The 13,145-nt window shown below is 41.6% G+C and carries 9 protein-coding genes; 2 read left to right on the top strand and 7 right to left on the bottom strand.

The genetic code is table 11. From position 1 onward, the window contains the following. Positions 1-9: 9 nt before the first annotated feature. Positions 10-3,399 (top strand): type VI secretion system membrane subunit TssM, encoded by a 3,390-nt coding sequence (gene tssM, locus BS333_RS15990; protein ID WP_021710015.1) that lies wholly within the window; start codon positions 10-12, stop codon positions 3,397-3,399. A 26-nt stretch (positions 3,400-3,425) separates the two neighbouring features. Beyond that, the gene (locus BS333_RS15985) at positions 3,426-3,878 is read left to right on the top strand and encodes an Lrp/AsnC family transcriptional regulator (RefSeq protein ID WP_021710014.1); all 453 of its coding nucleotides are present in this window, start codon (positions 3,426-3,428) and stop codon (positions 3,876-3,878) included. Positions 3,879-4,162: 284 nt separating this feature from the next. Here BS333_RS15985 and tssG read toward each other — a convergent pair whose 3' ends face one another. From tssG to BS333_RS15950, 7 genes are read right to left on the bottom strand one after another with little or no spacing between them, the layout of a single operon-like run. After that, on the bottom strand, positions 4,163-5,161 hold the full coding sequence (gene tssG / locus BS333_RS15980; protein WP_021710013.1) for a type VI secretion system baseplate subunit TssG: 999 nt from the start codon (positions 5,159-5,161) through the stop codon (positions 4,163-4,165). Then, positions 5,158-6,906: a type VI secretion system baseplate subunit TssF gene (gene tssF / locus BS333_RS15975; protein WP_021710012.1), complete on the bottom strand. Its 1,749-nt coding sequence runs from the start codon at positions 6,904-6,906 to the stop codon at positions 5,158-5,160. Before tssF ends, tssG begins: the two co-directional genes overlap by 4 nt. A gap of 26 nt (positions 6,907-6,932) precedes the next feature. After that, on the bottom strand, positions 6,933-7,343 hold the full coding sequence (gene tssE, locus BS333_RS15970) for a type VI secretion system baseplate subunit TssE (RefSeq protein ID WP_021710011.1): 411 nt from the start codon (positions 7,341-7,343) through the stop codon (positions 6,933-6,935). A gap of 59 nt (positions 7,344-7,402) precedes the next feature. Next, on the bottom strand, positions 7,403-8,866 hold the full coding sequence (gene tssC, locus BS333_RS15965) for a type VI secretion system contractile sheath large subunit (RefSeq protein ID WP_021710010.1): 1,464 nt from the start codon (positions 8,864-8,866) through the stop codon (positions 7,403-7,405). 8 nt (positions 8,867-8,874) lie between these two features. Then, on the bottom strand, positions 8,875-9,381 hold the full coding sequence (tssB, locus tag BS333_RS15960) for a type VI secretion system contractile sheath small subunit (RefSeq protein WP_021710009.1): 507 nt from the start codon (positions 9,379-9,381) through the stop codon (positions 8,875-8,877). A 27-nt stretch (positions 9,382-9,408) separates the two neighbouring features. Beyond that, positions 9,409-11,031, bottom strand: a complete 1,623-nt coding sequence (gene tssA, locus BS333_RS15955) for a type VI secretion system protein TssA (RefSeq protein ID WP_021710008.1) — start codon at positions 11,029-11,031, stop codon at positions 9,409-9,411. A gap of 3 nt (positions 11,032-11,034) precedes the next feature. Next, positions 11,035-13,038, bottom strand: a complete 2,004-nt coding sequence (locus BS333_RS15950; protein WP_021710007.1) for a serine/threonine protein kinase — start codon at positions 13,036-13,038, stop codon at positions 11,035-11,037. Between the last annotated feature and the right edge of the window lie 107 nt (positions 13,039-13,145).

The following is a 13,145-nucleotide window of genomic DNA, read 5'->3' as shown; positions in this document are numbered from 1 at the left end:
TACGGCTATATGTTCAAGAAGAATACATTCAGAAATCCGATCCTGCTATCCAGCATGATTGCCATTATATTAGCCTTACTGCTTGCAGGGGTATATATCTTATGGCTAGAGGATGCAAATAAGATCTATTTGTGGTTAGGTCTTGGGTCTATTTTAACCTTTTATCTGCTTTTTCAATTTTCACTTTGGTATAAAAAGCGGAATAATGCCAAAGCACAACGGCTAGAAACAGAAGATGAAGCTCTGTCGATGGTAATTCGACCGCTACTCTCTAACGCTGCAGGTAAGCCAATATATTTAATGCTCGGCAACAAAATGTCAGGGCGACGTCAATTCTTATATAATTCCAGTGCGATTAAGCCCATGGATCGTTCGCGTACAACCAAGAACGATTTCTTTGAATGGTATGAATCTGACAGCGTCGTTTACATTAAGCCCGATCAACGTTTGGTTTTCCAAGAAGTGTCAAGTAGTGATGCTTCCTTATGGAATACGTTCCTAAATGAAGTCATCCGCCATAATCCCCGCAAACCTTTTGCTGGGTGCTTGTTCTTCATTGATTTTGAATTCATGATTATCTCTGAATCAGAGCAGAAAGATTATACGTTAACGACACTCCTTCAACGCTTAACCTCGATCAGTGAAAAAATTTCCGCCGCTTTGCCTGTCTACTTAATGGTATCAAAACTGGACAAGCTGGATGGTTTTAAGGAGTATGTTCATTTTAGTTCGCTAAAAACGCGCGTAGAGTTTCTTTCGATTCCTTTAAAAGAATCAAAAGGAGTGCTTACCGAGTACTTCCGTGATGGTTACAAAAACTTAGTTAGAGTGTTAGAGAGTAACGCTTTAGACGCTTCTGCAAGTTCAACAGATATCGATGAAAAACAAGCGATTCTGGCTTTTCCAAAACAATTTGAACTTTGCCAGTCAGAAATTGGCCATGTGCTTGAGCGCTTATGTGATGTCAACAACGGTACTTACTCGCTGGATATTAGAGAGGTATTTTTCAATTCCAGCCTGCAAGGCGGTCGAAAGTACAACCTATTAGCAAAAAGCTGCAGTAACTACTTTAATTTACCGATCATTGCTTCAGAGCATACGCAGCTCACTGAAACACCGTATTTCTCTCGTTTTCTTATGGATGCTCAGATCTTGCCTGAGTCAGACTATGCAGGAGAAAACAAAACCTATTTACGTACGATTCAGCGCCAAAGTCATTTAGCCATGGCGGCCTCTTTGATTTTATTAGTGGGTGGCGGGTATTATTTCTTTAACACCCTCAACAATAACTTAGATATCATCAATCGACTGCTCAATATTGATGATCAAGTTCAGGTGAATCCAAAAGACAGCTTTGATCAGCAGTTGGCTGCAATTAACTTAAAGATTCAGCCGGCTTATTTCGCTTGGCTAGAAGGTTCAAAAGCACTTGATGAAGAAGTGGTACCTCTTAATATCAGCCGGTTAGAAAAGAGTACGAAGTTAGCTTATCATCACTTGTTAACGCAAATTCAAGAGCAATTGATCCCTTTGATTGAAAGTGCCTACCGTCTGGAACTCACTCAGAATCAAAACGATGTGAGCCGCGCTATGCCGTTACTGAAGGGTTACCTCATGCTTCATGATCCTTCTAAGCGTGATCTTAAGTTCCTTCGTAGTGAAACCATCAAAGTTATGACCGCTTTAAGTGGTCGAACTAACGATATCGAGCTTTCTACTCGTTATATTGATGCTTACTTCAGAACCAAATTCCAACCTGTAGACATTAATATGAATGTAGTTCGAGCGACTCGCCGTTCTCTACTGGCTAAGTCTAATGTCGATTTAGTTTACGCGGGTATCTTAAGTCAAGCTGATGCTATCGACCTTGGTACGCTCAACTTGCAACGTGCTGTTGGCTTTGAGTTCAGTAATATATTTAACGACCCAATCAACAAGCAGGGGCTGACTCTTAATAAGATCTATACCTCTACTGGGTTCAGTACCTTCTATAGACCTCGCGTCGATCTGATGTCTAAACAAGTCATCAGCGACAACTGGGTGCTAGGACTGTCTCACAATGTCGTTCCTACGCAAAAAGAGCAAGATGCATTTAGAGCGGAAGTACGTAAAAAGTATACCGATGATTACATCAGCTATTGGCGCAATGCGTTAAGTGAACTCAAGGTTCAGGATTATAACAACATCGGTGATTTAACTAACGCAATTGATCTGATTTCAGGTCCATCATCGCCAATGACAACCGTGTTAAAACAGGTATACACCAATACCCAATTCTCGCCGGTTGGTGAAAAAGAGTTGCTGATTTCAAAAGTGAACCCCAAATTAGCTGAAGCTGCAGAAGTCGTGTCTGAAAAGTTAGAAGAGACGGTAGAACCTGACTACTTATTGATGAAACGAGTTGAAAATGCATTCCATCTTTTGAATCAACTGCAAATCAGTGAAACACCAAACTCCCCGACCCCATGGGATGAAACAATTGCAGCACTAAGCCGTGTTCGTACCTACATGAAAGATATTGCCGATGCACCAGACCCACAAATGGCGGCTCTAGCAGCAACCCAGTATCGCATGAACAGTACTGAAGCAGATCCACTGATTAAGCTTAAGCAAATCGCTCAGAAATCTCCTGAACCGGTCAGAAGCTGGTTAATGGACGTGGTTAAACAAAGTTGGTCTGTGATGATCACCGAATCAGCCAAAGGTATTCAAACTCAGTGGTACAGTGAAGTTTATACTAAATTTGAAGAACTTGGCCTGCATAAATATCCATTTGACCTCAACGCAACAGAAGAGATATCGATCGAAGATTTCGAACTGCTATTTGCCTCTGGTGGGTTACTCGATACATTTATACAGACGAATTTTGCACCGTTTTACGATACCAACTTATGGACAGCCAAGCAGGTAGATGGAAAAGCAATGCCTTTATCGTCAGAATTGCTGGTGCAATTACGTAATTATAACATTATAAGAGATACATTAATTAATAAGAGCACAAACAGATTATCCATTCCGTTTAGTGCCACCGTTTTAGACCTTGATTCAAGTGCTATGCGAGCCAGCATAAAAATTGCTGATGCCGATATTAGTTACTATCACGGTCCAAGCCGCATTCGTGAGATGTCATGGCCTCCACAAGACGGAGACTTTAACATTACAGTCACGATACAGGATGTAACTAGTGAAGGAAAACAACACGTTTTAAATAAGAGTGGTCAATGGGCGATATATCGATTGCTAGGGGATTCAACCTTGACAAACACTCATAACGGAAGCTTCGTTAGTGACATAAAAGTATCAGGCAGGGAACTGAGCTTACGCATCACCCCACTGACACAAAAAAACCCGTTCACTCTTGGCGAGCTGTTTAATTTTACTCTCCCAGAGTCGATATAATAAATAAATATAATAAGGCAGACCATATGATTTCTAATATGACATTACAAGGCTTAGATAAATTAGATCGTAAGATTTTATCTAGTTTGTTATCAAATGGACGTGAGTCTATTGCAAATCTATCAAGAAACATTGGCTTATCACGTACGGCAGTGGCAGAAAGAATTAGCCGTTTGGAAAAAACTGGAATAATTAAAGGTTATACCGCTCAGGTCAGAATCGAAAATGAAGGACGAAAGGCCGCGAGCTATTTACTTATTTCATGTGAAAAAGGCAAAAAGAATGAGGTGACTAACTCGCTTAAAGAAATCCCAGAAGTTCGATTGACCAGTGTTGTTGGCGGCAGCTTTGATATTATAGCGTTAATTGAAGCGCCGGATCTGCAAGCCATACATCACTTGTGCAATGAGATTGAGGCTTTCAATGGGATTGAAAAACTCGATACTACTGTCGTTTTGCATCAGCCAATCAGCCGTTAATTTACGGCTGACTGCAGTAAAAACTAAGAGTATCTCAATCATAACAACCTAATGCACTCAACAACATTCGGTCTCTGTTAGTCGGGTGAATACAATAAGAATATAGCCAAGTCACTGACTAAATGAGAACACTGAATCAGTACAACGAATGCCTTAAAACAGAGTTTTAACGTTGGGGTACATTTTAACGTTGAGTACATTAGATACAACAAGGCCGCTAATTCAGCGGCCTTTGCTTTATTCTCATAAAAATTCAGTTGGTTGAGTCAGTTTACTTAGAATCTTTATACACTGCCAATCACGCGAATATTCACGTCCTTTTCTCCGGGATTACCTAGCCAAAAAGTCTGACCGAGTAGATTGCCCTCTCCCCTTCCCAATTCATTTTCAGGAATGGTTTCGAGCTTAACAGATAGCTTAAGATCCCAGGCCATAGGATCACGAAGGATAAAACGCATTAATCCAACTAATATCTTGTATTGTGCACCATCACGTGAGAACTGCTTAAACTTCTCGAAATCAATCTGATCAATGCATAAATTGAATTTGCCATTCAGATCACCAATACTGCTACCGAGATGTAAGTTATTACCTAAGATGCAATTGGCTTGATTGAGTCGATTTCTCTGACTGGGTGATATGGATACACGCCGGTAAACCCATTCCTCCATTCTCACTTTCGGCAATGAAAAGTAATGCGCGACAATACCAGTAATCAACCTTGGCGAGCGAGTACGAGTCGAAAGCTGGTTAATATAAGACAGGATTTTAGCCCTATCTAATTCGGCCACTTCAGCTTCTTGAATAACACTCGATAGCCCTGCTAAATGCAGCATACGTCCTGAGAACGCATCGTTAGCATTACTTTGATACTGGATATGATAGCGATACTTTTTCCAAACTCGATAAAGTAAACTTGTGTAGCGGTTATGGAAAAAGTCAAAGAAGTCTTTTACCGGGTTGTCATCAGGGTCACGCCCCGCCAATTTTTCCGTATATGCCGCTGGTAAAGGCGAGCTCGCACCGTGTAAGCCAAGGAAATTGGTCTCAATACGCGAGTAAGGCTGACCTTCCCTTTCCATATGGACAATGAAATCCATATCACTTTTGGGAAAAGAGAGCTTAGGTGAGACCGAAAACTCTATTCTTTCATGCTTAAAGTATTTATTTTCACCGACCGCAACAAAGTTAGAGCCAGACTCCATTTTGTAGTATTTTTCAAGCAAATGTACCGCTTGATAAAAACTAAACTCATAAGATTGTTCAGATAAAGTATTAATCATAAAATGGTCTGCTGCCCAACAAGGCTTGTCCAGTTGTAAACTTCACCCGTTGATTCATCAAAGACTTCTAGTTCCGTAAATGAATTAACACTTGAATAGAGTCGAATAAATTCATTTAACACTGACACCATCAGAAACATCTCTCCTTCGTTGACAAAGAATTTAGAATCAACAACCAACTTAAATTGGTTACCACGAACGGAGACACCGCGGAAGATACGATCAACAGGTTTAATTTCGGATGAAAGAATTCCATCTAATCGATGTTGAGAGGCGCGATGAGCCTGTCTGTCAACCCGTGAGTGAAAGTCATAAGTAGAAAGCAGAACTTTCAGTACATCAATGTTCGCCAAAGAAAGATAATTTAATGACATGTTCGCTATCAACTGCCATTGCAGTTCCCCATTCACTTGAGGGCTGACAGACTGAGTCGGTTTGGTAATGTTCTTGAATATAGCGTAAGTTGGCGATTTATGAGTGTTAAACGCAATATCACCGGCAGAAAGCCGCTCTGCCAAGTCTGCATTACTGCACTGCAACTTCATCAAAATAGTTTCACTACCAAGGTCAGCGATATCACCGTTGTGGGTATGGAATGAAATATAGCGCTCTAAACCTCGACCACTCAGGCGCTCAGCGACTTTGGTTTTATAAAAATCTTGTTTGTCTTTCTGGTTGATCTGATGTTCAAACGTTTCAAACTCAATTAACGGTTTACGGCGACGTTCATCTTTATTCCAACTCTCGACTTGTTCGATAGAATACACTTCATAGTGGTCTTGATGGTTACTTTGCGGCCGCACTTTATATTCATTTCTTTGATGCTCTAAGCGAATCGGATCGGCGTCTTTGTCGAATAAGTTAACAGCAGGTGTACAGTGAAGTTTTAGGTGCTTCTGTTTGAGAACAACTTCAGATGGTAATGCTCTTTTGAAATGGAATTTAATTTTCACTGAGCTACGCTGCGGAACCCCATTTAACCAGTCTAAACCATTCAAATCAAAAAACATGAACTTTTCAGGTAATGAAAAGAACTCTTGAAACAAACGGTAACCTGCAAAGGAGTTTTGTCCATAAGGCAGTAAGGACTCATCCTCTTCATAACCAACAGGCTTGATCATATCAGGCGACAGCGTTCGCTTGTAACCGCCCCCCACATCTAATTCAATGTGATCAAGGTAACGGAATAACCACAAAAATAAAGTTCGAGTGATATGAACTTCGCCATGTAGGTGAAAGCGCAATGAGTCTAGACCAATTCGAGAGATTTCTGAGTCATTGTTAGTCACAAGAGTGACATCAACGCTGGAATTATTGCGGCTGTTAGTCTGCTCTATATCCACAATTTCAAGTGGGTAGAGCATGACATCATAACACGTCCTGAACAAACACTGTGTGCCTTCGATTTGAGCACTCGCCATCTCGGCCCCTCGTTCAATCAGTGTTTTTTCTGTCACACTTCCCGAATGAGATTGAAGCTCACTGATGCATAACGAAGGGATAGAACGCATGTAATGTGGCCAAAGTAACGTCATCAAAGATTGAGTCAGCTCAGGCAATTCATCATCAATTTTTTCACGAATTCGCCCTGTTAAGAATGCAAAGCCCTCTAACAATCTTTCCACGTCAGGGTCGAAGGTTCCCTCTGAAAGAAAGTGAGTCAGCTTAGGGTGGTATTTAGCAAATTCACTGCCCGATTCACGCAAATACGTGAGCTCATCCTGAAAGTATTTACTGTTGCTCAAGTGACACCTATTAAATGTTAAATTGACTAAATGTTAAATTGACCGTCCGTTCCCATGTAAACATCTATAGACATTGGAACATTGCCGCCGTTGTGCGAAACCTGCCCACGGATAGCAAAACCGAGCTGAAGTGGGTTGTGATGATCTTCACGATAGTACACTTCGACATTACCCAAACGTGGCTCAAAGCGCTGTATCGTGGATGTGATATTTTGCTGTATATGACGCACTAAATTATTGTTACTTGCTAGTACATCGTTAAAGTCAGGCAAACCGTATTCGCTGTCGATCATTGCGTTACCGGAATGGGTATTAAGTAAGTCACCAAGATGTTGGTGAATGGAAGCAATAAGATGTTCATGAGAAATCACTCTCTCATAGCTATTTTTTGGCTCCCCAAGTTCGATACGTTCTAATAAACGAAATCCTTTTTCCATGTTACCCCTCATACAAAAGCAGCCAGTATTTACTGACTGCTTGATTTTAGGTTATTGATTTACTGGTCTAATTTACCAACCAAAGATAAATCAAAACTTGCGCCCATGTACTTGAAGTGTGGACGTACTGACAGTGAGACTTTGTACCAGCCCGGATCGCCTTCAACATCAGATACATCAACCTTAGCTGCACGCAGTGGACGACGGCCACGAACTTCTGCTGGTGGATTCTCTTGATCAGAAACGTATTGACGGATCCATTTGTTTAATTCGATCTCTAGGTCCGTACGTTCTTTCCAAGAACCAATTTGTTCACGCTGTAGCACTTTGATGTAGTGCGCCAAACGGTTAATAATGAACATATAAGGTAGCTGAGTACCAAGCTTGTAGTTCATTTCCGCTTGCTTATCACTGAATGCTTTTGGCTTTTGTACTGAGTTTGCAGAGAAGAACGCCGCGTTATCAGAGCCCTTACGCATAGTTAGGGCAATGAAGCCTTCTTCTGCTAGCTCGTATTCACGACGGTCAGAAACCAAGATCTCTGTTGGGATCTTAGTTTCGATTTGACCCATAGATTCAAAGTTGTAAACCGGCAGATCTTCTACCGTACCACCACTTTGAGGACCAATGATGTTCGGGCACCAACGGTATTTAGCAAAAGACTCACTGATCTTCGATGCTAAAGCGTAAGCTGAGTTACCCCATAAGTAATTGTCGTGGCTATCTGTTACTTTTTCATCATACTCGAACGCTTTGATCGGGTTATCTTCTACCGAGTAAGGTGAACGTAGCATGAAGCGTGAAGAACACAGACCAAGGTAACGTGAATCTTCATGATCACGTAGCTTACGCCATTTCGCGTACTGAGGGCCTTCAAATACCGACTGTAGATCTTTGATATTCGGTAGCTCTTCATAGCTGTCTAGGCCAAAGAACTTCGCTGAAGCAGACGTAATAAACGGTGCGTGTGACATTGCACCCACGTTTGCCATGTACTCCATCAACTTGATATCTGGAGTTGAAGCAGACATCGCGAAATCACAAATCACTGCGCCGACTGGTTTACCACCAAATTGGCCGTATTCACGAGTATAGATTTGCTTGTAAAGACCAGATTTCACCACTTCTGGTGCATCTTCAAAGTCTTCAAGAACTTCATCTTTCTTCGCTGAGATCACTTCGATTTGAATGTTCTCACGGAAGTTAGTGTGATCAACCAAGTATTTAAGACCGCGCCAACTTGATTCAATCGCTTGAACTTCAGGGTTGTGAAGAATAGCATCAACTTGGTTGGATAGTTTTTGGTCAATTTCAGAAATCATCAGGTCAACCAAAGATTGATCTACTTTTTCTGTAGTATTGCTGCTGAGTAGTTCACCGATAAACGCTTCTACACCACGCTTTGCAACATCAAAACCTTCATCCGTTGGCTTCAAACGCGTTTCATTTAGAATGCTATCGAGAAGTGAGCCAGACTCAACTGCGGCTACTTCTTGTTCTGGAGCTTGTGCTTCTGCAGACATGATACCTCTTACCCTTCTTTCGCTTCTTGGTCATCGCCAATGCTTAGTTCATCCAAAAGTTTCTTTCTTGCTTCTTCATCTTCAAGCACGGCTGCAATCTTCTTACGAAATGCAGGTACGTTGCCTAGAGGACCTTTCAAAGCCACTAATGCTTCGCGCAATTCAAGTAGACCGTTCAACTCTGGAACGCTCTTTGCGATCGCTTCCGGTGAGAAATCTTTCATATCTTGGAAAGTCAGATCAACACTAAGCGGTGCTTCTGGATCATCAGTAAGACGGTTATCAACGCTAATTTTTACATTCGGTGATAAGCCATCTAATACTTCATTGAAGTTGTTTTTATTGATATTGATTGGTGTACGTTCTTCGATAGGAGTATCATCTGCACGTGCAGTAAAATCACCCACAACCATCATGCTCAATGGCAATTCTACGTCGTCTTGCGCATCGCCAGTTGATGGAACATAACGGATATTAATTCGCTCTTTAGGAGCCACCGAGCCGTCACGAGACATATTAAATTCCTTATTTAACTTTTTAAGTTAGCCATAAATGGATTCCCACATCTCGTACTTCTCAGGCAGAAGATCCTTATTTTCAAACAACGCATGCAACGTTACTCGAATTAAACCTTCAAGCTGTATCGAGAGATGGGGTTCCCAATTAGCCAGATTAAACGCATTACAAATTTCCCAACCTTTCTCAAGGTATGGTAAACACAACGGATATAACCCAGCCGTTTGGTAAGCTGTTATTAATTGTAAATACAATACAAATTGCCCCCGTCCCGAACCATCTAAGTCCAGTTTTTGAGCAATCTCTGCTGCAAACTCCCCGAAATTTTCGAGGGTAATATCCTCCATTGGCATCGACTCTTCTTCCGAGATAACAACCGTCTTTATCATAGAATGAGAGCCAGAATGAGCAGGCCGTTGACTGGCGAGCCAGTTCAATGCTGCTTCATCTGCAAATGGCATAGAATTTTTAAATGAGAGTTTTTGGATACCAGGGAGAGTATCAACAAAACTCTGGGTTTCTTGCTGAACAGCCGCTGCGGCATCATCCAACCCAAGATTTTTAAGCATTGAATAGACAAGAAAATGCCCGGTCACCCAAAAGGGAGCATAAACCAAATCTTTCTCTAAACGCTTAACAACATTGATGTCACTTTCTCGTTGTGCTTTATCGGTATATTCAGCCAATTGATCCGAGGAGACAGGGGAACCTAATTCCGTCTGACCGTTATTGTGTGCTGGTAACCCATCTATTTCTGACCAAGTCACATAACGATAAATCCGATACGCAAGCGGTTCTGCAGGGTTGGCGTTTAGCATCACCTCAGCGACTTTTTTTAGCGTTCGTGTCGAAGCTGTTGGCGATGAAAAATCGGTATCAATATCGACTTGTTTTTGTGTCGTATTCTGACGTTTTACTGGCGCTGTTGGCGTTGGCGTAACTGGTTTTTGCTCAACTGATGCTTGTGCAGGTTTCTCATTTGCTGATTGAGGAGCCTCAACCTGTTGCGCTGGCGCTGGCACTGATTCTGAGATCTCTGAAGCCGCCGACTCTGACACCGTTGCTGTTGGATTACTTGATGGCTGTCCAACTTCTTCATTTACCCCTAGCGCGGCTCGCTGAGCTAACGCATTCAGTTTACCTCGAATAGCAAAAAAATCGGTTTCAGAATCTGGGAACAATTCATCGAATTTACCTTGTACTGATCCAATAAGCTTCACGCAATCATCAATAATATGACTTGAAGGCAAGCTTTGTTCAAGTTGTTGAACCATCAGTTCAAATTGTTCACTTAACCATGAAACTGCCGAATCCCGAGCCCGTTTTCGAGTAGGATAAAGATGGCTGCCAAACTCATTTAACGCCCCATTAAGCAGTGACAAGCCTTGATGAAAACCTTTAAGTCCTTCCTCTTCCAGCAAAGCACGAATTAAATAACACAGTGCTTTGATGTCTTTGCTATGGTGCTCTAACACTTCAACAGCATGATTTTTGACTACCTGCCAATCCACTGTTTCACCGAACAGTGAACCAAACTTTTTCACTTCGGATTCCATCATTTCATAACAGAATTCATATTTCGCGTCTTCGCCTACAGGTTGAGACTCTGAAATAGGCGCTAATAAACGCTCGATATCAATAACAGACATACATTAGCCCCTTGTTTGTTTTAGATAGTCACCAATCGCTTGTTGGACTGCAATTGCACCTCGTGCAGGTTCATTACTTTGATGAGCTTGATTGATCGACTCATTAGCCATACTTGTAAGAGTATCCGTTATCGTATTGAATTTTTTAAGATCATTGCGCTCGAGTGCACTGAGTGAGTCATGCAACCTTTGCTTATCGAATAATCGATCTTCCTTTACGGTACTGAATAAAATGAATGAACTTCTGCTAATGATCAGATCTTTAATCCTAGAGTTAATTTCTTCACTCTCACCAAAATAGTTTCTGGCAAATTTAGCTTCCTGAATGGCTTTAGTATAAAAATGTGAATTTGAATTATCTTCCATCGACTGGTAGATGCGCTCCATCACTTTTTGTGGCAAAACATGACTGTAAAAGTACGCTTCAGATTGCTTTAGTTGCCACGTGGCTTGGACCTCTTTTGCCGCAAGTTCCGTTTCACCACGTAAAATTAAATTTGTAATCTGTTCTTCTTTGCTACCCGCGATTTCAGACAGTTTTTTTGATGCATTAACGGCCGAGTTAAGGCCTGACATGACTGTAATAATGCTCTTTTGTGCATCAGGCGCTAACTCACCGCCTTTGCCGAGCGTTGCTTTAAGATTCACTAACTCTTTACGCAACTTCATCAGTGATTTAGGCAAACTATCGGCCAGTTTTTGATAAGAGGAAACCTGCCCGCGGTAACTATCAAAGCGTTGATTAAGTTTTGTCTGCTGAACCTGATAAGCCTCACGATAGGGTGCCGTGATAAGCATGTCGGAGCTCATCTCCGCTAAAGTGTTTTCGATCTCCCAGGGAGCTTGAGCTAAAAACGAAGCCGTTTGCGCTGGTTTGATCGTTGGATTTAAGGGCTCTTGCGTCAATGTAAAGCTCGGCTCCGACTTTACAATGGTTTTCCACTCCGGTTGGCTTTGCTGATACAGATAAAGACCAGTGATCGCACAAACGCTCAAAGCTAAACACGCTTCTAGAACTTTAAAACGACCGTAGCCCGCTTTATCTTGTGGCTTACAATGCGTAAGTAAAAGGTCAGCATTACGTAAGCTGCTGAAGATAGGAGCGTTTGACTGTGAGTCGATCGCTTGAGCATCGATTCGAGCCAATTGCTGAGCAAAAGATATCGCAGTATAACCATGACCACGTGGATTATTGATCACTTCTTTAAGCAGCTTCCACGTATGATTGGGAATCAAACTAGGGCGTTTACGTCCTTTGATTTCTTTATGCCAAGCATCGCCAAAAATAGAGCCCAAAAACAGGTGCCCAGTGAGTAACGCCAAGGAATAAACATCATCTTGGGGCTGGGTATTACCTGTTTCTAAATAAGCTGGAGAGGCATAACTTAAGCTGGCTTCAGCATGTGCTTCACTTTCACCGATGTAGCGTGCCGCACCAAAATCGATCAATTTGACATGGTCACCTTCGCTAACCAAAATATTTGATGGTTTTATATCAAGATGGCAAATGCCTCTGGTATGCATAAACTCAAGAGCACCGGCCAACTGGTATACAAGCCAAGCTATGTGATCGTGACGAAAACCCTTGTTACTGTGACGTTGCATTTTTTCAGCCAGTGATTCTCCTTGAATCCACTCATACATTAGGTATGGACGCTCAAAATCATTACTGACTTTAATAAATTCCGCCACACTCGGGTGCTGTGACAATTCTAATCGACTGGCCTCATTAAGCAGCATCGTACTGCTGATATTTGGCGCTTCTTCATTGACGATCTTGCAACAAAGCTGCTTTTCAGGCTCGCCTTTTTTGGCAAGATGATAGATTGTCGTCCTACCATTTTTTGAAGGAAGTGTGTCTAAAACATCGAATTGTGAAAAAAGAACATACTCCAGCCTTGGCTTATTATTTTTTGCCAATCTTTGTTGATTGAGTTTCTTTTTTTCAATGGCTTTAACAACCAATTGGTTAATATACCCATTAGCTGTTTCTTGCTTATCAGACACTACTTTGTACTCTTTTATCGAACAAGTATTATTAATGTCAGATGATATTTGTTAGTACATGCTTGTATCAATAGTAGTTTTAAAAAAGGGCACTAAGTCTAGGATTT

It is taken from the genome of Vibrio azureus (genome assembly GCF_002849855.1).
GTDB lineage: Bacteria > Pseudomonadota > Gammaproteobacteria > Enterobacterales > Vibrionaceae > Vibrio > Vibrio azureus.
The sequence above is the reverse complement of the archived record's forward strand: the minus strand, read 5'-3'. Positions and strand labels throughout refer to the sequence as shown.